Here is a 24,570-nt window from a genome sequence, read left to right as displayed (position 1 = left end):
CGCTATTGCACGCGCCAATGGATCTTCGGGGTACCCGTCGGGCGTACCCGGATGGTCAGATGTCCCCATGAGTGACACAGCTCTCGCCCGGCCGATGCGTCGCGGCCTCGCCGCCGCCGCCGTCCTGGCCGTTCTCGGGCTGGCCGGCCTGGCCGCGGTCCGTTCCGTTCAACCGCCCGCGGAGCGGGCGACAACGGCGCCGGCAAGCGACTTCAGTGCGGCGAGGGCCTTCGAGGACGTACGCGCGATCGCGTCCACACCGCACCCGGCCGGCAGTGCCGCCAACGACCGGGTACGCGAGCACCTGATCGACAGGCTGCGTGGTCTGGGCCTGGCGCCCGAGGTGCAGGACGTGGTGTCGGTGCAGGGCGCCGGCCTCTCCTCCTCGGCGGGCGGGACCGGCCTGGCCCGGGTGCGGAACGTGGTCACGCTGATCCCCGGGACCGCCTCGACCGGGCGGATCTTCCTGATCGCGCACTACGACTCGGCGCAGATCGCCCCGGGCGCGAACGACGACGGCGCGGGCACCGCCACGATCCTGGAGACGGCACGGGCGCTGACCAGCGGGAGGAAGCTGCGCAACGACGTGGTGCTGGTGCTCACCGACGCCGAGGAGGCGTGTCTCTGCGGGGCCAAGGCGTTCGTCGACCAGCACCCGCTGGCCCGGGACGGCGGGGTGGCGCTGAACCTGGAGGCGCGGGGCAGCAGCGGCCCGGCGATCATGTTCGAGACGTCGGCGGGCAACGCGCGGCTCGTGGAGACGTACGCCCGGGTGCCGTACCCGGTCGGCACGTCCTTCGCCGTGGAGATCTACCGGCTGCTGCCGAACGACACCGACTTCACGCCGTTCCGCGAGTCGGACTTCCTGGGCCTCAACACCGCCTACATCGACGGCGCCGCGGTCTACCACGCGCCGACCGACAAGCCGTCGGCGATGAACCGGGACAGCCTCCAGCACCACGGGGACAACGCGCTGGCTCTGGTACGTGAGTTCGGCGCCCAGGATCTGACCACGTTGAGCAACACCGGGGACGCCACCTACTTCCCGGTGCCGGGCCTGCTGATCCGCTACCCGGGCGGGCTGGTGTGGCCGCTGGCCGTGGCGGCCCTGATCGCGGTGGCCGCGCTGGGCTGGTTCGTCCGCCGCCGGGTGCTCGTCGCGATTCCGCTCGCCGTGCTGCCGATCATCGTGGCGCCGCTGCTGGCCCAGGGCCTGTGGGCGCTGCTGAAGACGATCCGGCCGGAGTACGGCGGCCTGCCGATCGACCCGTACCGTCCGATGTGGTACCGCCTCGCGGTGATCGCTCTGGGCGCCGCCACGGTCCTGATCTGGTACGCCCTGCTGCGCCGCCGTGTCGGCCCGGCGGCGCTGGCCGTCGGCGGCCTGACCTGGCTCGCCGTTCTCGGGATGGTGCTGGCCGCGTTCACCCCGGGCGGCTCCTACCTGGCCGCGCTTCCGGCCCTGGCCGTCGCGGTCTCCGCCCTGCTCGCGATGCGCGCCCGCCCGTGGCTCGCCGTCGCCGTCCTGATCGTCGGCGCGCTGGTCCCGGTCGTCGTCCTGCTGCCGACCGTGCTGATGCTGTTCCCGGCGCTCGGCATGCCGATGGCCGGGGTGGGCGCGTTCCTGACCGTGTTGCTGGGCCTGGCCCTGCTGCCGGTGCTGGACCTGCTGCACCCGGTGGAGGCGGGCGCCCGCGGACTGGACGCGCTGAAGGCCCGCCGGCTCGGCGCCGTCCCGTCACTGATCGCGGTCGTGGCGGTGATCGGCTGCACGGCGACCGGTCTGGCGGTGGACCGCTTCGACGAGGAGCACCCGTCGCTCACCCATCTGATGTACGCCCTGGACGCCGACACCGGCACCGCCCGCTGGCTCAGCGAGGAGGCCGAGCCGCAGGAGTGGACGTCCCAGTACGGGACCGGTGAGCCCGCCGAGGTGTCCGCCACCCTGCCGGCTTTCGGCGACGAGAAGCTGCGCGGCGGACCGGCTCCCGCGGCGACCCTGCCGGCGCCGGCGCTCACGCTGCTCTCGGAGAGCACGGCGGGCGGTCAGCGCACCATGCGGCTGCTGCTCGATCCGCAGCGGGCGGTCCGGTTCGCCACCCTGCACGTGGTCGGCGCCGAGGTCACCGCGATCACGGTCGGTGGCCGGCCGATCGACCCCACGCCAGGCTTCGTCTTCCACGCGCCGCCGGAGAACGGGGTCGAGGTCAGCCTGACCGTACGGGCGAGTGGCCCGGTCCGGTTCCGGGTGATGGACGCCAGCGACGACCTCGCCACGATGCCCGGCTTCCGGCCGCGGCCGGCCGATGTCGGCGTGCTCGGCTCGCACAGCAGCGAGATGGTCGCCGTGGCGAAGACCTACACCCTCTAGCGGCCCCGGCCCCTGCGGCCGGTGGGGGCGTCGAATCGGAAGTGCACGAAGAGACGCCCCCAGTTGTCGCCGTCCTTCTCGACCCGGTGGTAGAGCTGCTTGATCTCTTTCTGGTCGAGGAAGCGGATGACCTTCTTCTTCAGGGCGCCGCTGCCCTTGCCCGGGATGATCTCGACGAGGGTGGCCTTCTTCTGGATGGCCTCGTCGATGATCCCCCGCAGCGCGCGGTCGATCTCGTGCCCCTTGTTGAAGATGTCGTGCAGGTCCAGCTTCAGCTTCACGATCGAGACCCTACGCCGCGCTGTTCTTGCCGAGCCAGGTCTCGACCCGGCGCAGCGCCTCCTGGTAGTCGGTCTGCGTCTTCATGGCGGAGGCCAGCCGCAGGTGTGGTAACGCCTCACGAAAACGGCCGGCCCGCTCCAGGGTCCGGCCGAGCACGTGGTGCGCGTAGTGGTCGGAGGGATCATGCTCGACCAGGACCCGTAGCTGTGTCTCCGCCCCGTTCAGCTGGGCCGAGTTGAAGTAGGCCCGGGCCAGCAGCAGCCGGACCGCGGTGTTGTGCGGCTCGGCCTCGACGATCGGTTCGAGCAGCCGGGCGGCACCGAGTGGGTCGCCGGACTCGAAGAAGAAGGTGGCCCTGCGGTAGTCCTCGAGAAGATCCACGTGAACGCTCCCCACACTCGCGCCGCCGCTTTGACCCACGCTCGCACAACATCGCGCCAACATCGAGTGTTCCCCGGGCTACGGCTCCCTGACAACCGGGAATGCCCAGGTGGGGGACCGAGGATTGATCAACGCCGGAGCAGCAGCAGGGCGAGGCCGCCGGTGAGCAGATAGCCGCCGAGCGCGGCGAGCAGCATCGGGCTGACTCCTCCGCCGGGCAGTTCGGGCACCGAGCCGGTGGTCTCCGGGCGGCGCTGCTCGGGCAGCTCGGCGCGGGCCGACGGCGTGAGGCAGAGGAGCAGGAAGAGGATCGCGGAGAACGCGGCCGCTATCCGACCAACTAGTCCCATTCGTCCATTATGTGACTTTTATACGCCGCTTCGATCGCGCCACTCCGCTCGCCAGGATCCTCATGGACCGGAACCCTCATGCCGAACACCATGACGTCACGTGGCAGAGGCACAGGCGCTTCACAGGAAACGAAAAGGCGGCACCGAGCGTGGGGCACCACAGTAGGGGCATGACGATGGCGAACGCAGAACCCAGCACCGAGCTTCGGCGGCCCGACGGGACCCCGGTCCGGGTGCTCGTGGTGGACGACGAACCGACGCTGGCCGAGCTGCTCTCGATGGCGTTGCGCTACGAGGGCTGGGATGTGCGCAGCGCCGGCGACGGCATGACGGCCGTCCGCACCGCGCGCGACTTCCGCCCGGACGCCGTCGTGCTGGACATGATGCTCCCCGACATCGACGGGCTCGAGGTGCTGCGCCGGCTGCGCGGCGAGACCCCCGAGGTGCCGGTGCTGTTCCTCACCGCCAAGGACTCGGTCGAGGACCGGATCACCGGCCTCACCGCGGGCGGCGACGACTATGTCACCAAGCCGTTCAGCCTGGAGGAGGTGGTGGCCCGGCTGCGCGGTCTGATGCGGCGGATGGGACACGCCCCGATGCGTACGGAGTCGCAGCTGGTCGTCGGTGACCTCACCCTCGACGAGGACTCGCACGAGGTCCGCCGGGGCGGCGACCTGGTCACGCTCACCGCCACCGAGTTCGAACTGCTCCGCTACCTCATGCGTAACCCGCGGCGGGTGCTGAGCAAGCCGCAGATCCTGGACCGGGTCTGGAACTACGACTTCGGAGGGCAGGCGAACGTGGTCGAGCTCTACATCTCGTACCTGCGGAAGAAGATCGACGCCGGCCGCGCACCGATGATCCACACCATGCGCGGCGCCGGGTACGTGCTCAAGCCGGCCGACTGATCCATGAGCTCCGCCGCCTCGACCTCCTCCCGGCCGTCCCGCCGGCGCGGTCCCGCGGGCTGGCCGCTGCGCACCCGCATCGTCGCCATCATGATCGCGTTGCTCTCCGTGCTGGGCCTGGTCGTCGGCGGCACCGCCGAGCTCTACCTCTACAACTCCCTGCACGCAACGATCGACGACGAGTTGGACGAGGCCAGCAAGCGACTCGGCTTGGGTCCACCGCCCGGCGGCGGCTCGGACAAGGCCCCCAGCTCCCGGCCCAACTTCACCACCTCGCAGCAGCAACCCGACCTGTTCGACGACAGCAGCAGCACCCTTCCGCGAGGCGTGCCCGAGAACGCCATCGTGCTGATGGAGAAGACCGACGGCTCGCTCTACGGCGGCGTCTTCGGCATCTCGGAGTCGTTCACCGGCGACACCCTCAAGGAGCTCGACGACGAGCAGAAGGCCACGGTGCTGGACGAGGTGCCCGCGGACGGCACCAAGGTCGACGTGAGTCTCGGCGGCGACCTTCCGGAGTACCGGATGGTCAAGGAGGTCAAGGGCGGCAAGGTCTACTACGTCGGCATCTCGCTGGCGGAGACCAACTCCACGCTGCTCAAGGTCGCGGGGTTCACGGGCTGTGTGATCCTCGGTTCGCTGCTGATCGCGGGCTGGGGTGGGGCGCTCATCGTCCGCCGTACCCTCAAGCCTCTGGATCGAGTGGCAGCGACCGCGACCCGCGTCTCCGAGCTGAAGCTCGACGCCGGCGAGGTGCGACTCGCGCAGCGAGTGCCCGAGTCCGACACCGACCCGCGCACCGAGGTAGGCCAGGTCGGCGCCGCACTCAATCGCATGCTCGACCACGTCGGCAACGCCCTGGAGGCGCGGCACGCCTCCGAGATGCAGGTCCGGCAGTTCGTCGCGGACGCCAGCCATGAGCTGCGCACCCCGCTCGCCGCGATCCGCGGCTACGCCGAGCTGTCCCGCCGCAGCCGGCAGGTCGTGCCGGACGAGATCGCGCACGTGCTGAACCGGGTGGAGTCGGAGGCCAAGCGGATGACCGCCCTGGTCGAGGACCTGCTGCTGCTGGCCCGTCTGGACGCCGGCCGCCCGCTCGCCCAGGATCCGGTGGACCTCACCATGCTGGCCGTCGACGCCACGAGTGACGCGCACGCCGCCGGTCCCGGCCACTACTGGCAGCTCGACCTGCCGGACGAGCCGGTCACCGTGGTCGGCGACGGCGCCCGCCTGCATCAGGTGGTCGCGAACCTGCTGGCCAACGCCCGGACCCACACGCCGGAGGGCTCGACCGTGACGGTCAAGGTGGGCTCGGTGCGGAACGCCGCGGTGATCCAGGTCATCGACAACGGCCCGGGCATCCAGCCGGACGTGGTGCCACGCATCTTCGAACGGTTCGCCCGGGGCGACAGCTCCCGGTCCCGCGCGGCCGGCAGCACCGGTCTCGGCCTGTCGATCGTGCACGCCGTGGTCACGTCGCACCGGGGCAAGGTGGGTGTGCAGAGCCGTCCCGGCCAGACCGTCTTCACGGTGATGCTGCCGCTCGGCCCACCTCCTGTCGTCCCAACAGCTGAACAGAGACCGGAGATGCTGCAGCCGGCGCGCTGAGGTGGCTATGCTGGCGGGCATGTCTCGGACGTGGTCGTTCTATTGGTTTACGAGGCCGGCTCAAGCCGGTGCCTCGGCCATGACCGCATGACCTGAGACACCCGCCAGAGCCGGCAAGGCAGCGACGTCGTCGCTGCCTTTTTGTTTGCCCCGAGCAAACCGGCTCTGACCAGGGCCGGTCGAAGGAGAGAGATCACCATGACCGCCCCAGAGGTGCAGCGGGTCCGAGACCAGCGGATCGAGAAGGTCGTCCCGCTGATGAGCCCGGCGCTGCTCCACCACGAGCTGCCGCTGACGTCCGAGTTGCACGACACCGTGCTGGCCGGCCGCAAGCAGGTGGAGGACGTGCTCAACGGCCGAGATCAGCGCCTGATCGTGGTCGTCGGCCCGTGTTCGGTGCACGACCCGGTCGCCGCCGGCGAGTACGCCTCTCTTTTGCAGAAAGAGGCGGAACGGCTCAGCCAGGATCTGCTGATCGTGATGCGGGTGTACTTCGAGAAGCCGCGTTCCACGGTCGGCTGGAAGGGCCTGATCATGGACCCGGGTCTGGACGGCTCGGGTGACGTCGGCACCGGCCTGCGGATCGCCCGCAAGCTGCTGCTCGAGGTCGTGCGGCGGGGCCTGCCGGTGGCGGTCGAGTTCCTCGACCCGATCACCCCGCAGTACATCGCGGACACCGTGGCCTGGGGCGCGATCGGCGCCCGGACCGTCGAGTCGCAGGTGCACCGGCAGCTGTCGTCCGGCCTGTCGATGCCGATCGGCATGAAGAACCGCCCCGACGGCAGCGTCTCCACGGCGGTCGACGCGATCCAGGCCGCCGAGGCGTCGCACGTCTTCCCGGGCATCGACTACTCGGGCACCCCGGCGATCCTGCACACCACCGGCAACCCGGACTGCCATCTGGTGCTGCGCGGCGGTGGCGGCAAGCCGAACTACAGCGCCGAGGACGTCGAGTCGTCGCTCGCGCTGCTGCGCAAGGCGGGCCTGCCGGAGCGACTGGTGATCGACTGCTCGCACGGCAACAGCAACAAGGACCACAAGCGGCAGCCGATCGTGGCCGAGGACATCGCGCAGCAGATGGAGTCCGGCCAGCGCGCGATCAGCGGCGTGATGCTGGAGAGCTTCCTGGAGCCGGGCCGGCAGGATCTGGGCGGCGAGCTGACCTACGGTCAGTCGGTGACCGATGCCTGCATGGGCTGGGACGCCACGGTGGCGGTCCTGGAGCGGCTGGCCACCGCGTCGGCCAAACGCCGCGCGCTCTGAACGGGTGGCCGCCGATCATTCCGGTGTGGAAGGTCGGCGGCACCACTGAATTACGATCATGAACGTCAATGTAAAGCGGCATTATCGGGCCTCTCGCGTCGTCGTACGATTAAGCCTCGCCGACCGCGAATGAGGGCCGTGACGTGCTTGATCGGCAATTCACCCTGGACGACCGGCAACGACTGCTCGACGCTCTGCTCGACATTCCGAGCATGCGTGATCCGGGTGAGCGGAATCGCTACGTCGCGGAGCTGGAAGCCCGGCTCGGCCGCCCGTTGCAGGCGTCCCGTTACCCCGACGCACGGCATGACGTGTGGTCCCTGCTCGGCGCCATGCTGGCCCGCTCCGGCGGCCTGCGCACCTTCGTCCGGGTGGTCTACGACATGCTGGGCGAGGGCCCCGCGGTCCGCGAGCTGGAGCGTCTGACCGAGGAGCTGGAGCGGGAGGTCCTGCTCGCACCGGCCGACCGCGAGTCGCTGCTGAGCCTGCTCGCCGGGGTGGGCTCGCAGCACCTGGCCACGGCGGCCGGGGTGGCCGGCCGCCGGGAGCGGGAGATCGCCGCGCTGACCGGTGATCCGGCGGCCCTGGTGCGTCGGCTGGAGACCGCACCGGCCCGGACCGGTGGGGCGCCGCTGCTGTTGACGTACGTGGACCGCCTGGCCCACCTGGTCGAACCGGCCCAGGCCCTGGACCTGCACCGCTGGATCGATCTGGTGGCCGGCGGGATCGGGCTCAGCCAGGCCACGGTCCGCGGGCTGTGCATCGCGAGCCGTCGCGAGCAGGAGGCCGCCGCGCTCGCGCCGGAGCCGGTCGAGCCGCCGCCCGTGGTGGTGCCCGAGCCGGAGCCGAACCGGGCGATCCTGCCGCCGCCCCCGGACGACGCCGACGACGACCCACCGGACCGCCGACCCATCTGGGGCAGCGTGCCCGCGCAGAACCCGGACTTCACCGGCCGTGAGGCGATGCTGCGGGCCCTCAACGAGGCGCTGGTCACGAAGTCGAAGATCTCGGTGCTCCCGCAGGCGCTGCACGGGCTCGGCGGTGTCGGCAAGACCCAGCTCGCGGTGGAGTACGTCTACCGTTACATCAGCGGCTACGAGCTGATCTGGTGGATTCCCGCCGAGCAGCCGACCACGGTGCTGTCCTCCCTGGCCGAGTTGAGCAAACGGCTGCGGCTGCCGGAGAGCGACAGCCTCCAGCAGACCGCGGCCACCGTCCTCGACACGCTGGCTTCCACGCCGCTGCGCTGGCTGCTGGTCTACGACAACGCCGACCAGCCGGACGAGCTGGCCCGCTTCGTCCCGGTGACCGGCGGGCACGTCATCGTCACGTCACGCAACCAGGAGTGGAGCCGGCTCGGCGACGCCGTCGAGGTGGACGTCTTCGAACGCCCGGAGAGCATCGAGCTGATCCGGAAACGGGCGAAGGACATCTCGGCCGAGGAGGCGGACCGTCTCGCCGAGAAGCTCGGTGACCTGCCGCTGGCCCTGGAACAGGCGGCGACCTGGCACGCCGAGACCAGCATGCCCGTCTCCGAATACCTCGAGCTGTTCGACGCGCACGTCCGGGAGCTGCTCTCCGAGGGCAAGCCGACGTACTACCCGACCACGGTGGCCGCGTTCCTGGCGCTGGCCGTGGAGCGGTTGCGGGAGTCCAGCCCCGGCACGGCGCAACTGTTCGAACTGTTCGCGTTCCTCGGCGCCGAGCCGCTCTCCCAGGAGCTGCTGCGCACCGGCCGGGAGGCGCCGCTGTCCGAGCCGCTGCGCACCACCCTGCGCGAGCCGATCGAGATGGGCCGGGCGATCCGGGCGGTCCGGCGGCTCGGCCTCGCCCGGGTGGACCTGGACAAGAAGATCCAGGTGCACCGGCTGATGCAGTTGGTGCTGCGGGAGAGCCTCGACGAGGAGCAGCGCGAGCACAGCCGGCGCAACGTGCAGCTCATCCTGGCGCACGCCAACCCGGGCGACCCGGACGGCCAGCAGGGCTGGGCCACGCACGCCGAGATCGGCCCGCACATCGTCCCGGCGAACCTGGTGGCCGCCGACTTCCCGCAGGCCCGGATGGTGGTGCAGGACCAGATGCGCTACCTCTACCTGGTCGGCGACTACGAGAACAGCCGCCGGCTCGCCGAGATGGCGATCCCGGTGTGGCGGGCCGGCGAGGGCCCGGACATCGGCCCGCAGGGCGCGCTGACCATGCTGGCCACCCGGCACCTGGCGAACGCGCTGCGGTCGCTCGGCGAGAGCTCGCGGGCCCGAGAGCTCACCGAGCAGGTGTACGCCGTGCTGCGCGGCAGTCCGGCGTTCGGCGTCGACCACGAGTACACCCTGGTCACGGCGAACAGTGTGGCGCTCGACCTACGCATTCTCGGCGACTACCGGGCCGCGCTCGCGGTCGACCGGGAGAACCTGGAACGGCATCGGCGGGTGTTCGGCGAGGACGACCTCTACACGCTGCGGGTGCTCCAGAGCGTGGCGGTGAATCTGCGCATGCTCGGCGACGTGGAGGAGGCGCACCGGATCGACACCGGCCTGGTCCAGCAGTGGAGCCGGACCGGCCCGAACCGCTACCAGACCCTGCACTGCCGGGCCAACGTGGCGCGCGACCTGCTGGCGATGGGCCGGCATCAGGAGGCGCTGGACCTGGTCAGCCAGGTGGTGCCGGACCTGCGGGCGGAGTTCGGTCCCCGGCACACGTACGTGCTGCTGGCCTCCCGTACCCAGGCCATCGCCATGATCCGGCTGGGCCGGTTCGCGGAGGCCGTGATCAGCGCCCGGAACTGCTACGAGGGCACCCGGTCCCGGCTCGGGCCGAGGCACGAGCACAGCCTCGCCGCGGCGATGACCCTGGCCAACGCGATGCGTACGGTCGGCGAAATCGGCCAGGCGCACGATCTCGCGACCGGGGCGCTGGAGGCGTACCGGCGGGACTTCGGCGCCCGACACCCGTTCACGCTGGCCGCCGAGGTGAACATGGCGCTGCTGCTGCGTGCCCTGGGCGACTTCGAGGCGGCGCAGGTGCTGGACGAGGGCGCCGCCACCGGCTTCCGGGAGGTGTTCGGGCCGCACCACACGTACACGCTGCGGACGATCAGCAACCTCTCCAACGACCTGGCGCTGCGGGGCAACGCGCCCGGCGCCCGCGAGCTGTCCGAGAGCACCCTGGCCGACCTCACCGGCCGGCGTGGCGAGGAGCATCCGCACACCCTGGCGTGCGCGGGCAACGTGGCGTTCGACCGGATGGCGACCGGCGACGAGGAGTCCGGCCGGCGGCTGCTGGAGCGCACCATCAGCCTGATGGCCGCGGTCCTCGGGCCGGATCACCCGGACACCCTCGACCGGGCCCGGGGCCGGCGGGCCGAGTGCGACCTGGAGCCGTCACCGACGTAGCGCCTCCCCGTTCCGCAGCCGCCAGGCCTCGTGGGTGCCCCGCACGGCCTGCTCGGCGCGGCCTACCGCCCGGTCCGGCAGCCGTCGGGTGTCCAGGGCCTCCAGGGCGGCCCGCATGCCGGCGGTGAACCGCGCCCCGGCCGGCAGCAGCGCGCCCGCCTCCAGCCCGCGCAGTCCCCAGCGCACCTGCTCGCGGACCAAGGCCAGCTCGTCCGCGGCTCGGCCGGCGAACTGCGGCACGCCGAGCAGCCGCTCCCAGAACTGGCCGATGCCCAGGAAGGCGTACACCCCCTGGAGCAGGCCGCCGACCGGCCGGGGATCGGTCCGCCACGGCGCGAAGTGCAGGTCGGCCGAGGTGGCGTCGGTGAGCGGCTGGATGTCCAGGACACCGGAGAGTTTGGAGTGCTGGAACTCGTGGACCAGCATGACCGCGAAGTCGGCCGGCGTGGCCGGGCGGGTCAGCCCGAACGCGCCGAAGGCGTCCCGGATGGTGGCGCTGCGGGCCGAGTGGCCGTCGAGGATCGCCAGCGGCACCAGGGTCCGCAGTCCGGCGGTCAGCTCACCGGCCCGCACCGGGTCGTACCGGGCGATCAGCGTCCACCCGGCCGCGAAGGTGTCCTGCCAGCGCCGCAGCTCCGCGTCGTCCAGCCGGTCGGCAGGCGGAGCGTGGTGCCCACCCCGGTACGCCCCCAGGTCGTCCAGGGCCACGCGCACCCCGCCCCGCTCCGCCGAGCCGGTCAGGGTCCGCAGCGCCTGCCAGCCGGCCTGTCCCTGAACGGTCACCCGGCCCCGCCGGACGGTCGCGGCGAGCGGGGTGTGCTCCGGTGCGGTGGTCAGCGCCCGTCCGAGGCCGGGCAGTGTGACGCCACCGCCGGAGACGTGCACCACCAGGTCGGTGTCCACCCCGGTGGCCGCGGCCGCGGCGGCGGCCACCGCGGACAGGTGGTTGCAGTCGACGCCGAGCGGCGCCTCGGAACGGACCGCGCCACGCAGGCGCCGGGTGGTCCCCGCCGCCCAGGCCCCGATCAGCGGATCGGTGAGCAGGTGGGCGAACCGCCCCGGGCCGGCGGCCTGCGCCCGGGTGAGGGTCTCGACGGCCCGGTCCCGGTACGCCCGGTCGCCGCTCCATGCGGTCGCGATGAACTTGATGAGCAGCAGGTGCTTGCTGAGCTGGGCGTGGGCCAGGGCGGCGACCGGGCCGGCCCCGCCGTACCCCCCGGCCAGCCCGGCGAACTGGGCGGACGTGAGCTGATGCCACCTGGTCGTCACTGCGGTGCCCCGGTAAGCCGGGCCAGGTCGGCGGCGACCCGGCGGTGGACGTGGGTGATGAGCCGGGTCAGATCGGCGCAGTACACCGACGGGTTCCGGAAGCCGGCGCCGCGGCGGTACCGGTGCGCGTAGTGGCCGGCGCCGCAGACCCGGCGCAGCTCACACGGCCGGCAGGCGTCGGCGAGCGCCCGTTCCCCGATCTGCCGGGCGACGATCCCGGGGTGGGTGAGGGCCGCGTCCAGCTCGTGGGTGAGCACGTTGGCGCCGGTGGAGCACGCCCCGTCGTACGCCGATTTGAGGGAGTCCTCCTGCTCGACGGCCCCGTCCGACTCGATGACCGCGACCGCCACCGGGCTGAGTCCCACCTGTTCGCTGCGACTGCCGCCGCCCAGGAGCAGGTTGATCACCGCTTCGAACAGGCGGATCCGGGTGGCCTGGCGCTCGGCGCCGTACCACTCGTCGAAGATCGTGACGAGCCAGTCGGCGTACCGGGTGTCGTCCTCCGTGGCGCGCCGGGGCGGCTGCTCCCAGTTCGCGTGCGGGAACAGGAAGTCGATCGCCGGCGGGTGGTAGCCCAGCAGGGTGCGATAGCACTCCAGCGGATCGGTGTCCGGGTCGATGGTGCACAACAGACCGGCGTACGCGGACCGGTTGCCCGGCTGGTCCAGCAGGGTGAGCGCCCGGTGCACCGCGGCGTAGCTGCCCCGGCCGTCGGCCCGGCGCCGGTGCCGGTCGTTGTCGGCGGGCGGCCCGTCCAGGCTGATCCCGATCGCGACGTCGAGCGATCGCAGCTCACCGAGCATCTTCTCGTCGAGCAGGACGCCGTTGGTCTGCAATCCGAAGTCGACGGCGCACGTCCCGGCGAGGGCCGAGCGCAGCGTGCCGACGATCGATCGCAACCCGTCCCGGCCGGCCAGGAGCGGCTCGCCGCCGTGCAGGATGAGGCGCACGCCGTCCAGCCGGTGCGCCCGGGCGTGCTCACGGATCCGGCCGGCGGCCGCCCGCACCACTTCGGGTGGCATGACCGCGGGGCGGGTCCGCCAACTCTGGTCGGACATCGTGTACATGTAGCAGTAGTCGCAGGCCAGATTGCAGCGCTGATGGACCTTTATCACGTAATCCCGAAACGGGCGCGGTGACCAGCCCTCCGCGATCAGTCGCGGGACGTCCAGAGCCCGGTGCGGCCAATCGGGGAGCGGCGCCTCAGAGGGGGCTCGGTTCATCGGGCGCGAAATTCGAGAAGGCGGCTAGGATCTCCCGATTTCCGCTCATCTCCGCGACCAGTGCGGACAGCGAATTCGCCAGCACCGAATCGGTCGAGGGAAGCAGCTGATCCAGTGGTATGCCGGTGACGTCGACCAGCGCCATGGGCAGCGCGTCGCCACTCCCGGCCACCCCGGGATCTGCGGCCATCCTCGCCTCCTCGCCCGCCGCCGCGATCAGGTCGGCGGCGGCTCGATGTCACACTCCGCGCGCACCCCGAGTGCAGCATTGACCGTGCTCGGATGGTGTGGTCCGAGAACCCGGCGGAGGCTGCCAAGTGTAGTGTCAAGCAGCACTTGAGCGCTCCCCAACGCGCCTGACTGTTTCAACTCCAAGGCCAGATTCACGGCGCAGGCGAGCGTATCCGGGTGATCATTTCCGCGCACTCGCTGAGACACTTCGAGGGTACGACGGAGCAGGTCACGAGAGTCGTCGAATTGTTGATCAAGAGACAGATCCGTGGCGAAATCAACCGCCGCACAAAGGGTGTACGGGTGTTCATCCCCCAATCGCTCCTGTAACTCGGTCAGGGTCATCCGGTCCATCTCGAGAGCCCGCTGATCGCCCAGCGCCCGCAGGATGATCGCGTGGTTGACCTCGGCCGCGAGGGTGACCGGGTTGAACCGCCCGAAAACCCGCCGGTATCGCGTGACGGCCAGCTCGGCGAGCTCCAGGGCGTCGTCCGGTGGCCGGTGCTCGGCGACCGCCAGCGTGCAGCCGGCGTTGGCGAGGCTCATCATGGCGGCCAGCGTGTGCTCGTGGTCGGTGCCCAGCTGGGTGAGGCTGACCTCGTAGTTCTCCCGGGCCAGGCGCAGGGCCTCGGCGTGCCGGCCGAGTTTGCGCAGCGCCACCACGACCGTACGGACGCTCATCAGCACCTGCTGGTGCCGGGTGCCCATTCGGGCGCGGAACACCGGCAGCACCTCCTGCTGCAGGTCGTACGCCTGCTGGTAGTGCCCCAGGCCGAGATGGTCGCGGGCCAGGTTGCCGATCGACAGCAGTGTCCGGGCATCCCGGTCACCGAACATCTCCCGCCGTCGGCGCAGCACCTCCTCGTCGATCGCGAAGGCGCTCCGGTGGTCGCCCAGCAGGCGCCGGTTCACCGCGACGTTGTGCATCTGGTGCAGGATGCGTTCCTCGTCCTCCGGGTCGGCGGCCCGGCAGTGCGCCAGCGTCTCCTCGTCGACCTCCAGCGCCCTCCGGTAGGCGCCGTTGATCCGGTGGTGCGCCGCGACGGTACGGGCCGCGCGCAGCGTGAAGTGGTGCCGGGCGCCGTACTCGGTGCTCTCCCGGAGCCGGTTCCAGGAGTCGATGCTCAGCTCGCGGGACTCGTCGTAGCGGCCCAGCGCGCGCAACGTCTCGGCCCGCTCGAAGGTGGCCCGCATGGCCAGTTCCTCGACCGGCCCGGCCACGCCGTTCGCGTCGGCCGGGGTCCAGGCCGCGATGGCCAGGTCGGCGAGACGCAGGCTGCCCGCGTAGTCACCGGCCCGGTTCTGGTAGCGGATCTGGTCGACGACGAGACGGCGGGCCGGCAGATGGGCGGAGCCGATCAGCCCGGCCGGGATCACGTGCGGGGAGATCTCCGCGTACAGGTCCCAGGCTCGCATGTCCTCCGGGGCGCCCGGGTTCGCGGCGGCCAGCAACAGCTCGGCGTTGACCCGGCCCCGCTCGCGGGCGGCCGCGTCGAGCGCCTCCCGCAGCGCCACCTGGACCAGCCGGTGCACGGTGATCCGCCGGGTCTGCTGCTCGACGGTGGCCAGACCGTACCGTCGCAGGGCCCGGATGGTGCGGGCCATCTGGATCGGATCGCTGAGCGCCCGGGCCAGCGGCGCGGTGACCGGGGCGTCCTGCCCGCTGCGCAGCAGGGTGACCGAGACCGGCTCGGTGCCCAGGTAGGCGAAGAGCTCCAGCAGCTGGGCGGCGCTCGGCGCCTCGGTGCGCAGGCCGTCGACCGCGATCCGGACGAAGGCCACCACGGTGTCGGTGTAGTGCTGCGGCCGGCCGGTGCCCAGCAGCTCCTGCATGTGCTCGTCGAAGAGCTGCATCAGCTCGGCGACCGGCATCTGGGTGGCGGCCTGCACCGCGGCCACCTGCTCCAGGGCCAGCGGCAGGTCGCCGAGCCGGTCGGCGAGCCGGTCCGCGTCGGCGCCGTCGATCTCCCGGCCGCGGCGGCGCAGGAACTGGATGCTCTCGGCCCGGTCGAACGGCCGGACCTCGATGGCGGTGCCGACGTTCGCCCAGTTCGGGTCGCGGGAGGTGATCAGCACCTGGCCGCGTGCCGAGGACGGCAGCAGCGCCAGCAGCGCGTCGGAGAGCTCCGCGTTGTCGAAGACCAGGTGCCAGGAGACCCGGCCGCGCTCCAGTTCGCTGATCACCGACCGGACGGTCTGCTCCAGGTCCCGGTTCGCCGGCAGGTTGAGCCGCTTGCCCAGGTCGGCCAGGGCCTTGCGGGCCGGTATCGGGTCGTGCGCCGGCACCCACCAGACCAGGCCGTTCTCCGGGACCGCCCAGCGGTACAGGTACTCCACCGCCACCTGGGTCTTCCCGGCGCCGCCCAGGCCGTACAGGATGACCGGCAGCGACCGGCCCTCGCGCAGCCGGCGCCGGACCTCGTCGAGGATCAGGTCCCGGCCGGTGAAGTCGCTGTTTCGCTCCGGCAGCACCCGTGGCCGGACGATCTCGGGAGGCTCCTCGCCGCCGGGCTCCCCGGCCGGCGCCTCGACCGGGGAGCCCGGCGCCTCCACCACCCGGCGGGCCGGGTCGGAGTCGTCCGAGGCCCGCAGCCACAGCTGCAGGAAGCCGCGAACCACCTCCTGCGGATCACGGCGGTCCACCGAGCGGGCGGCCAGCACCCGGACGACGCAGTCCAGCTTCACCCACTTGGGGAGCCCGTCGCCGCGGAGCATGGCGCTCACCGTTTCGTGGCTGACGGTGTCGGCGAGGTCCCCACGGATTCTGACATCGTTGCTGATCATTCGGACGCCCGGCTTTCCGGCACTGCGATACAGCTCGTGCAGGGCGAGAACCAGATCCCGGAGTGGACCCGGGAGTAATTGATCTGGCCCGGGCATCTGAACCGCCACGAGTCACGCTCCGACGCTGCCAAGAATCGTCAAGTTGTGTCAGACAGGATTTCACGAGAAACGGGCGTACGCCAACCGTCAACTTGTGGCGATGAATGCCAGGATCCGTTCTCGCGCATTCCGGAGGATCGAGGATTGGTTCAGGCGGAAAGATCGTCGAGGAGGGTCGGCAAATGCGTGATCACCAAAGGCCCGGCGCGGACCGGGTCGCGAACGAACTGGCCTTCGTGGCGGTCGTGGTGACGGTCCTGATTCTGTTTCTGACCGGGGAACTCAGCGGCGAATCGACCTTGCAGGCGATCGGCTGCCTGGCCGCCACCTCCGGTTCGGTGCGCCGGGCGAAGGAGGAGACCGAGGCTATCGCTCGGATTCGGCGCTCGCGGCGCCCGGTGGATCGCCGGCGAAGTTGTCGAAGGCGGAAAGAACTTCCCGCGCACCGTCGAATTCGATCAACAAGCGCCGGATGGCGTTGGCGAGCACGGAATCGCCGTCCGCGATAAGGCGGTCCACCGGGAGATCCGTGACGTCGATCAAGCCCGGCACGTCCGGATCACTCTGGCCGGCGCCGCCCATGCCGCCCTCCACCTGACAAGGGCCGGGTTGCCCCGGCCCAAATACGATCACGATAGCCAACCATAAGGTCATCCGACGGCCGTACGTCGCGGTTTGCCCTGGACCGGCCGTCATCCCCGGGACCGCGGGACGTTGTACCCGATGCGGCAAGAGTCCGGTTGGTCCCACTGTCCGGAGCGGACCGGGACCAAAATTCGGCACACGCAGACGTATCACCGAGGCAACTCAGAGGTAACAATGGGCTCTGATCGGGATCGCCCCATCTCGATCCATGCTTCACCGGCTCGGCGGACCGGAAGGTAGCGGACATGCTCAGCAAAGAGGACAGTCGGCGGCTGGCACAGCTGGAACGCCAGCTCCGACGGGATGATCCCGACTTCTGTGCCCGAATGGGCGGCGGAAACTTCAGCGTGTCACCGACCGGCTTCGCTCCGCTTCCACTGTTCATCCTGTCCGCCCTCGTCACCGCCGTCGCCATCGTGCTGGCCGTGGTGGGCTGGTGGATCGTCGCGTCCCTCGCCACCCTCTGGGCGGCGGTCACCACCGGCGCCGCGGCCCACCGGCTGCGCAGGCGGCGCGAGGTCAGGAGCTGGCAGCGGCCTGCCCCTCGAAGTGACGGATGATCTCGGCCAGCGCCCGAATCTGGCGCAGGACACTCTCCGGCTCGGTGGACCGGTGCACCTGGCGGCCGATGTCGACGATCGCGTCCGCCCGCACCCCCACCATGTTGAGCGGACGCCGGTAGAGCGGCTCCTGACTGGTCGCCCACTTGACGAAGGCCCGCGACGGTTCCGGCAGGTAGACGATCCACGCGGTGGCCAGTTCGCCGCTGTCCGGCTTGCGGTAGTCGAAGACCACGAACTCGAGGTCGTCGTGAACCCCGCGCAGGACCGCGTACGCCGGCTGGTCCTCGCCGAAGTCGGGGGTGTCGCTCCAGTCCGCCAGCAGGTCGGGGTCGACGTCGAGGAAGCGCCAGCCCTCACGACGGGCCAACTCGATCCGGTCGCCCACCCCGGTGGCCGGGCTGACCGACCGGTCGGCGAAGAAGGTGAGATAGACCCCGGCCGCACCGAGCAGGACGCCGAGGCCGATGGTGAGCATCCCGGCGAGCCGGCCGACCGAGTGCTCCAGCGGGCGCGCCAGACCGGTCTCATCACCCACAGTGACGCATTGGTTGCCGACGCGCGTTTCGGCCGGCCCGCACCCGGCCGTGCCGTTCATCAGAAGGACGACACCGAGAGCCAGAATCACCAGCCCTACAGCAAGAACGATCCACGAGTATCGACTCGTTCGGACGCTCATCCGATCCTCCCATTTCGCCGGTGATCAAAATACCGGCTACTTGACGTGATACGGCTGGCGCCGAGGCGCCAGCCGTATCCGTAGCGGAAGAGTTATCCGGCGAGGAGCGTCCGGGCGTTGCGGACGGTGTTCGCGGCCACATCCTTACCGAGCTTGATGCCGGCCTCGTCGGCCAAACGGGTGTGGATGCCGGACCAGACGCGGGCGTCCACGTTCTCCAGACTCGGCACCTTCCAGTCGGTGTAGGTGCGGGTCACACCGGGCGCCGAGGGGCTCGGGACGGTGTACGCGCCGCGCGCCTTCGGGCCGAACAGCACGGTCAGGATCTGCTCGGCCGAGCCGGAGTACGTGTTGTGCCCACTCGGGTAGTCCGGATGCGCCGGGGTGGCGTGCAGCGGCAGCCACTCCGCGTCGCCGCCGGCCCGGATCGCGGTGACCGGGCGCCACAGCCGGTACGCGTACTTGGCGTCGGACGTGGCGATCTGGGTGTCGACCGAGGCGACGTGGAACAGGGCGACGAGCCGGGTGCGCTCGGCGACCGGGCCACGGGACTGCTCGACGGCGGCCCGCAGGATCGGGGTGTAGAGCACGTACGACGAGCCGAGCCAGAAGGTGGCGGTGGCGGTCTGCGCCCGGGTGCGGACCTTGCTGTTCGCCGCGCCGTACGCCTTCACCTCGGCGATGTCCCGCCGGTACCGGGCCGAGTCGAGCGCCGGGGGCGGGGCCGGACGGAACTGGGCGGCGCGGCGCAGGGCGAACGGGCGGGCCACCCGGTTGCCGTACTGGGTGGCCGGGGCGTACGCCGGCGGGGTGAGCTGCCAGATGCCGCGCACGGCGGCCGGCACCGGGAACGGCTTGTTCACCGAGGCCGGGTCGAGCCCGTCCCCGGCCCGCTCGGCGATCAGGTCGGCGGCCTCGTCCCGGCCGGCGGCGAGCCCCCGGTCCTTGGCCGGCCCGTCCGGGATGGTGGCGAGGTCGGCGGCGAGCACGGTGTCGGCCGCGGCGGCCTGGGTGGGGGTCAGAGTGATCAGGGTCCGGTGGACCGCTCCGGCCAGGGCCGCGCGCTGGTAGGCCTTCGCGGGGGAGCCGCTCTGTGCCCGGGCCGCGGCCAGCCAGCCGATCGCCCAGGTGCGGCCGTTGGTCACCTGGGTGTCGGCTCCACCGGCGGTGATCGCCGCCGCGGTGGCGTCGTACCAGGTCAGCACGGAATCGGTGGCCGGCGCGGCGGCCACGGGCACGGCGGTGCCGATGGCGGTCACGGTGACGGCGCCGAGCAGCCCCGCGCCGACTTTCTTGACAATCGTCGAATAACCCACCGTTTCTATAGTAAATATCGACAAAACCTCGCAAACAAGAAGGCCCCCACCGTACGGCGGGGGCCTTCTCGCTGCTCGTGTTACCTGGTGATGCGAGCGGTGTGGACGCGGACCTTCGAGTCGTTGCCGACCCTGTCCTCAGCCCAGTAGCTGATCACCAGCTTGCCCTTGCCGACGCCGGTGAGCGCGATGCTCCAGTTGCCCTTGGCGTCCGGGGCGGCGCTGACCACCGCGGCCCTGGCCTGGGCGTCCCGCTCCGAGGTCGCCCGGGTCCACGTGCCGGCCGCGTAGTAGTACCACTTGCCGGACCGCTCCTGGACCAGCTTGGCGTTCGCGGTCGCGACGCCGATGCCCAGGTCGTACGCCGAGCCGGAAAGGGTCTGCCAGGACGAGATCCGCTCCTCGTTGCGCGGCTCGTTCAGGAGGATCTCCGGGGCGAAGAAGTCCTGGGCGACCAGGATCCTGCCGACGGTCACCGTGGTCCCGTTGCCCGCCGGGTTGACCGGCGTGGCCTTGACCGTGAACAGACCGGCCCTGGTGTACGCGTGCGACACGGTCGCGTTGTTCACCGAGGAGCGGGTGGTGACCCCGTCGCCCCAGTCGACCGAGATCTCGGTGGCGCCGGTGACGCCGCTGAGGCCCAGGGTGGCCGACTGCGACGCCCAGATCGCCTTCGGGTCCAGCGTGTACCGGCCGGCCTGCGCCGCCACGGTGACGGTGGACGCGCCGGTGAAGGCCGCCGGGCCGCTGTTGCCCACCTCGTCGGTGAGGGTCACGGTCACCTGGTAGCCGCCGGCCGCGGCGTACCGGTGGGTCGCCGTGGTCGTGCCGGCCGCCAGGGTCTCAGCCGCGCTGCCGTCGCCCCAGTTCACCACCCGGGTGATCTTCGCGTTGTCGCTGACGTCGTCGTCCAGCGCGGTCTCGGTCAGCGTCACCGTCTGACCGGGCCAGAGCGCCGCCGTGTTCAGGGCGTAGGTGCCCGTCGGGGCGGTGGCGTCCAGGACGCCCGCCGTGCTGCGCGGCGTGGTGTCCGCGGTGATCGGCGTGTGCGCGGCGAAGTAGTTGACCAGCATGGTGAGGTCGTTGTCGCCGGTCGTCACCTTGTTCGTGCCCTTGCCCAGGGTGGTGAAGTTGTCACCACCGGTGGCGAGGAACGAGTTCGACGTGACCCGGTAGGTGCCGTTCGGGTCGAGGGTGACCCCGTTCAGCTTGAGCGTCGATGCGATGATCTTCGAGCCGCGCGCCTGGTTCACGTCGTAGGAGTAGGTAAGCCCCTTCGACGAGCCGAGGTGCAGCACCGGACGTGAGGCCCCGGCGGGCTGCCACTGCTCCTCCAGCACCTGCTTGATCTGGGCGCCGGTGAGGGTCTGGGTCACCACGTCGTTGGCGAACGGCTGAACCGCGAACGCCTGCGAGTAGGTGATCGTGCCGTCGGTGCCGTACAGCAGGTCGGCCCGCAGGCCACCCGGGTTCATGAAGGCGATCTGCGCGCCGCCACGGCCGGCGTCCGTGGTCTGGTCCAGCTGGACGTCGGCGATCAGGTTGCCGAGCACCGACTCGGCGCCACGGTCCTCGGCGCCCGCGGCCGTGTAGGCCCGCTTGATGTCGCCGGAGATCTTGCCGAGCTGCTGCTTGCCCAGCTCGGTGGCGTTCGTCTTGGCCGCGGCGACGATGCCGGCGACCGCGGTGTTCGACGGGTAGCCGGCCACCGTGATCAGCTCGGAGGTGGAGGCGGTGACCTCACCGGTGGCCGGGTCGAAGGTCAGGACGACCTTGCCCAGCTTTTCGCCGTAGTCCTCGGCCTGGACGACCGGGCGGGTCTTGCCGGGCACGCCCGGGACCGGGATCTGGAAGGCGTACGGCTGGTGGGTGTGGCCGCTGAAAATGGCGTCGATCTCGGCGCTCACCCGGGTGAACGGGCCGAACACCGGGTCCGCCGCCAGGGCCTCGGCCGAGCCGATGTGCTCGGTCGGCGCGCCCTCGTGGGCGAGCAGCACGAGCACGTCGGCCTCGCCGTTGGCCTCGTCGCCGTCGGAGAGCTGCGCGGCGAGGGCGTTCGCCTCGGCGACCGGGTCGTGGAACTCGACGCCGGCGATGCCGGCCGGGCTGACCAGCGAGGCGGTCTGCTCGGTGACGACACCGATGTAACCGACCTTCACGCCGCCCAGGTTCTGCACGTCGTAGGCCGGCAGGACGCGCTTGCCGTCCTTGTACACGTTCGCGCCGAGCAGCGGGAAGTCCGCCCGGTCGCTGACCCGGCCGACCAGGTCGGCGAGGCCCTTGTCGAACTCGTGGTTGCCGACCGCGGAGACGGCCAGGCCACCGGCGTTCAGGGCGTCGATGGTCGGGTTGTCGTTGTCGATCGCGGAGATGAAGGTCGACGCGCCGATGTTGTCACCGTTGGAGATCCACGCGGTGTTCGGGTTCGCGGCCCGCAGCTGGTCGACCAGCCCGACCAGCTGAGCGGCGCCACCGACGGCCTGGCCGCCCGAGGTGGACGGCGACTCGAGCCGGCCGTGGAAGTCGTTGATGCTCAGCAGCTGGAGGTCGACCGGGCCGGTCAGCCCGGTCTCCACGCCGACGACCACCGGGTCGTGGTCGCTGGAGCGGTACGCGTTCTCCGCGTAGAACGGCGCGTAGCCGTCGTACTCGAAGGCGAACGACTCGACGGAGTTGATGTTCCAGATGTCGACGCCGGTGACGCGGCTCTTCAGCGAGTCGGTGACCAGGGCGTGGTCGAGCGAGCCGGACTCACCGCCGAAGACGTAGGAGAACTTGTCCGCGGGGTGCGCGTCGGTGAAGCCCTTGTCGTACAGGACCTGGAGCGGATCCTCCTGGCCGTACGAGTTGAAGTCACCGAGCAGGATCACCTTGTCGGTGCCGAGGCCCTCGACGAAGGTGGCCAGCGCCTGCGCCTGCCGCTTCCGGTCGCCGTTGTAGGCGCCCTGCCCGTCGCCGGTGTCGACGTTGTCACCGGTCGGGGTGACCGAGGCGCTCTTCGACTTGAAGTGGTTCGCGACCACGGTGAAGTCGATGGCGCCCGAGGTGAAGGTCTGCGCGATCGGCTCGCGGGCGTTGCCCCACACCGTCTCGTCGTTGACCGACCGGGAGGCGCCCTTCGGCGTCACCGAACCGGGCTTGAAGATGATCGCGCTGGTGATGTAGTCCTGCTGGGCCGCGCCCGGCAGCTCGGCCGGCGACCGGACGTAGTCCCAGGTGCCCGCGCCATCGGCCTCGTTCAGGGCGGCGACCAGGGTCTTCAGCGCGAGCTGGGTCTCGGTCGCCTCGAAGCGGACCGAGTTCTCGATCTCCATGAGGGCGACCACGTCGGCGTCCAGGGCGGTGATCGCCTTGACGATCTTCGCTTCCTGCTTGGCGAACGCCGCCGCGTCGGTCGCGCCACGTGCCTCGCCACCGAAGTGGACGAAGTAGTTCAGCACGTTGAAGCTGGCGACCCTGATGTCGCCGCCGACGTTCGCCGGAGCGGCGGTCCGCGGGTTGGTGGCCTTGAACGAGGTGCGGACGGCCGCCGGGGTGCTCGCGTCGACCGGGGTGGCCGGCTGGAAACGCCACTCGCTGAAGCCGTAGCTCAGCACGCTCGCGCCGAACTTCTCCACGGTGTCGCCGACCCGCAACGGCTCGGTGGCCGAAAAGTACGGCGGGGCCACGCCGGCCGTGGACAGGTTGGTGGTCCGGCCGTCGTCGAGCAGCACGCGGCCGGCCTTGTTGGCGGCCTTGAGCTGGGCCGCGGCGTCGCTGCCGGGCCGGGCCGCGTCGGTCGGGATGCGGGCCGGGGCGCCACCGGCCGCGAGGACGATCTCGCCGTACCGGTTGGTGTTGTAGACGTCCGAGACCGAGTAGGTGCCGACCGGGGCGACCAGCATGCCCTCGGCGGACTCGCGGGCGGCGTCGTCCAGCGGCAGGGCCAGCGGAACCGGGGCGGGCAGGGTCGCGCCGGTGGCGCAGACCTGCACGTCGGCCTTCGCGGCGATGGTGATCTGGGTGAGCCCGTTGTACTCGCTCACCGAGCCGGTCACCCGGATCTGGTCGCCGACGGCCACCGACGGGTGGTTCGCGGTGTTCGAGGTCAGGTAGACGAAGATGCCGTCGGACGCGGTGCCCGCGGTGACCGGACGGTCCCCGCCGCTGCCGGCCGTCTGCACGTAGACGCCGTTGTAGCCGCCGGTCCGGTGGTCGGCCGTGACGACGCCCTCGACGGTGACGGTCGAGCCGGCCAGGCCGGTGGCGGCGCCGGTGCCCTGCACCTCGGCGATCGTGTGGGTGACCGGGACGGCACAGCCGGTCCCGGGCTCCTCCGGCTCTTCCGGCTCCTCGGGGGTGGCCGTGTTGCGGGTGCCGAAGGTGCTGGTGGCCGACGCCGTCCAGACGCCGTCGATCTTCTGCAGCGACTGCCCGGCGGGCTCGGTGCCCACCTCGGACACTCCGATGTCGACGCTGGCCTGGCCGGCGGCCGGGCCGCTGGTGGCGGTGAGGACGCCCTCGTAGCTGAGGAACTCGGCGACCGTGCCGTCCGGCTTGACCAGCGCGAGGCCGTCCGGGGCGCCGTTCTGGAGGCCGGCGATGGGGTAGGTCTGCACGCCGGAGGCCGGAACGACCCCGCTGAGCGCGGTGGTCGGCGAGTACGTGCCTCCGCCGCTGCCGTTGTAGAGGTAGAGCTGCCAGCCACTCAGGTCGAACCCGACCGGGGCCTCGATCTCAACCATCTCGCCGCTGTCGGTGCCCGCGTTGTCGTAGTGGATCTCGCTGATGAACGGCGCGTCCGTCGCGGCGGAAACCGGGCCGGTAAGGCTGAGACCGAGCGTGGTCGCCAGGACGGCGGCACCCAGCGCACGGAACCCCGCAGGGGTTCTCGGGACTGGGAGGAACCGTCCGGCGTCACCCACGCTGCGTATGTAGGAACGCATCGAGGTTGACCCTCCGAAGGAAAGTTGATCCGCCGCAGCGTAGGTACCGCTGGTGACGAAAGATTCTCAGGAAGGTAACGGTAGGGCATTGCAAGGAAGACCTGGAGAAGGATTTTCACGTCGTTCATTGTTCGCTTTTGTACGGTCGCGAAAATGTGGGTCCACTGTCACGCATCAGCAAAGAGAACGTGCAGTCCGTCACTATGTGAGTTCGTAAAACTACTCTCGGTGACGTGAGCTTCACCGCGAGAGATGGAACGCTACGTCCTTTTCTTGACTCGTTCCAG

Annotated in this window: 17 protein-coding genes; 6 read left to right on the top strand and 11 right to left on the bottom strand. The window is 70.8% G+C overall.

Annotated features, from left to right (window positions below; all coding sequences use genetic code 11):
• Positions 1-67: 67 nt before the first annotated feature.
• Positions 68-2,371 (top strand): M28 family peptidase, encoded by a 2,304-nt coding sequence (locus tag IEZ13_RS40795; RefSeq protein WP_183226949.1) that lies wholly within the window; start codon positions 68-70, stop codon positions 2,369-2,371.
• On the opposite strand, the gene IEZ13_RS40790 is transcribed toward IEZ13_RS40795, so the two are convergent.
• The 3 genes from IEZ13_RS40790 to IEZ13_RS40780 all read right to left on the bottom strand — a co-directional run bounded on the left by IEZ13_RS40790 (position 2,368) and on the right by IEZ13_RS40780 (position 3,384).
• A complete protein-coding gene (locus tag IEZ13_RS40790; protein WP_183226951.1) occupies positions 2,368-2,652 on the bottom strand; it encodes a Smr/MutS family protein in 285 nt (94 codons plus the stop codon). The two genes, IEZ13_RS40795 and IEZ13_RS40790, sit on opposite strands and share 4 nt — an antisense overlap.
• Before the next feature lie 10 nt (positions 2,653-2,662).
• Positions 2,663-3,034, bottom strand: a complete 372-nt coding sequence (locus IEZ13_RS40785) for a tetratricopeptide repeat protein (RefSeq protein WP_183226953.1) — start codon at positions 3,032-3,034, stop codon at positions 2,663-2,665.
• Positions 3,035-3,162: 128 nt separating this feature from the next.
• The gene (locus IEZ13_RS40780; RefSeq protein WP_183226955.1) at positions 3,163-3,384 is read right to left on the bottom strand and encodes a hypothetical protein; all 222 of its coding nucleotides are present in this window, start codon (positions 3,382-3,384) and stop codon (positions 3,163-3,165) included.
• A gap of 170 nt (positions 3,385-3,554) precedes the next feature.
• On the opposite strand from IEZ13_RS40780, the gene IEZ13_RS40775 reads away from it, so the two are divergent.
• From IEZ13_RS40775 to fxsT (IEZ13_RS40760), 4 genes are all read left to right on the top strand, one after another.
• Entirely contained in the window at positions 3,555-4,292 is a 738-nt protein-coding gene (locus tag IEZ13_RS40775; protein WP_183226957.1) for a response regulator transcription factor, read from the top strand.
• Between the two features lie 3 nt (positions 4,293-4,295).
• A complete protein-coding gene (locus tag IEZ13_RS40770) occupies positions 4,296-5,900 on the top strand; it encodes a sensor histidine kinase (protein WP_183226958.1) in 1,605 nt (534 codons plus the stop codon).
• Between the two features lie 198 nt (positions 5,901-6,098).
• Positions 6,099-7,163, top strand: coding sequence for a 3-deoxy-7-phosphoheptulonate synthase (locus IEZ13_RS40765; RefSeq protein ID WP_183226960.1), 1,065 nt, complete (start codon positions 6,099-6,101; stop codon positions 7,161-7,163).
• Positions 7,164-7,306: 143 nt separating this feature from the next.
• Entirely contained in the window at positions 7,307-10,552 is a 3,246-nt protein-coding gene (gene fxsT / locus IEZ13_RS40760; RefSeq protein ID WP_183226963.1) for an FxSxx-COOH system tetratricopeptide repeat protein, read from the top strand.
• On the opposite strand, the gene IEZ13_RS40755 is transcribed toward fxsT (IEZ13_RS40760), so the two are convergent.
• The 5 genes from IEZ13_RS40755 to IEZ13_RS40735 form a co-directional block, all read right to left on the bottom strand.
• Positions 10,541-11,821, bottom strand: a complete 1,281-nt coding sequence (locus IEZ13_RS40755; protein ID WP_183226965.1) for an aKG-HExxH-type peptide beta-hydroxylase — start codon at positions 11,819-11,821, stop codon at positions 10,541-10,543. The genes fxsT (IEZ13_RS40760) and IEZ13_RS40755 overlap by 12 nt on opposite strands.
• Complete coding sequence (locus IEZ13_RS40750) at positions 11,818-13,044, bottom strand: FxsB family cyclophane-forming radical SAM/SPASM peptide maturase (protein ID WP_183226967.1); 1,227 nt, start codon at positions 13,042-13,044, stop codon at positions 11,818-11,820. The genes IEZ13_RS40755 and IEZ13_RS40750 overlap by 4 nt, the downstream gene beginning before the upstream one ends.
• Positions 13,025-13,234, bottom strand: a complete 210-nt coding sequence (locus IEZ13_RS40745; protein ID WP_183226969.1) for a hypothetical protein — start codon at positions 13,232-13,234, stop codon at positions 13,025-13,027. The genes IEZ13_RS40750 and IEZ13_RS40745 overlap by 20 nt, the downstream gene beginning before the upstream one ends.
• Positions 13,235-13,260: 26 nt before the next feature.
• Positions 13,261-16,059, bottom strand: coding sequence for an FxSxx-COOH system tetratricopeptide repeat protein (fxsT, locus tag IEZ13_RS40740; protein ID WP_183226971.1), 2,799 nt, complete (start codon positions 16,057-16,059; stop codon positions 13,261-13,263).
• A 465-nt stretch (positions 16,060-16,524) separates the two neighbouring features.
• Positions 16,525-16,812 carry a hypothetical protein gene (locus IEZ13_RS40735; protein ID WP_183226973.1) on the bottom strand — a complete coding sequence of 96 codons (288 nt, stop codon included), beginning with the start codon at positions 16,810-16,812 and terminating at the stop codon, positions 16,525-16,527.
• 236 nt (positions 16,813-17,048) lie between these two features.
• Here IEZ13_RS40735 and IEZ13_RS40730 point away from each other — a divergent pair, with 236 nt between their 5' ends.
• On the top strand, positions 17,049-17,363 hold the full coding sequence (locus IEZ13_RS40730; protein ID WP_183226975.1) for a DUF3040 domain-containing protein: 315 nt from the start codon (positions 17,049-17,051) through the stop codon (positions 17,361-17,363).
• Here IEZ13_RS40730 and IEZ13_RS40725 read toward each other — a convergent pair.
• From IEZ13_RS40725 to IEZ13_RS40715, 3 genes are all read right to left on the bottom strand, one after another.
• The gene (locus IEZ13_RS40725) at positions 17,323-17,901 is read right to left on the bottom strand and encodes a hypothetical protein (protein ID WP_183226977.1); all 579 of its coding nucleotides are present in this window, start codon (positions 17,899-17,901) and stop codon (positions 17,323-17,325) included. The genes IEZ13_RS40730 and IEZ13_RS40725 overlap by 41 nt on opposite strands.
• Before the next feature lie 233 nt (positions 17,902-18,134).
• Complete coding sequence (locus IEZ13_RS40720) at positions 18,135-19,358, bottom strand: vanadium-dependent haloperoxidase (RefSeq protein WP_229795664.1); 1,224 nt, start codon at positions 19,356-19,358, stop codon at positions 18,135-18,137.
• 80 nt (positions 19,359-19,438) lie between these two features.
• Complete coding sequence (locus IEZ13_RS40715; protein WP_183226979.1) at positions 19,439-24,283, bottom strand: ExeM/NucH family extracellular endonuclease; 4,845 nt, start codon at positions 24,281-24,283, stop codon at positions 19,439-19,441.
• Between the last annotated feature and the right edge of the window lie 287 nt (positions 24,284-24,570).

This window comes from Actinoplanes campanulatus (genome assembly GCF_014647795.1).
GTDB lineage: Bacteria > Actinomycetota > Actinomycetes > Mycobacteriales > Micromonosporaceae > Actinoplanes > Actinoplanes campanulatus.
Note: the sequence above shows the minus strand (reverse complement) of the source record. Positions and strands in the feature narration are given on the sequence as shown.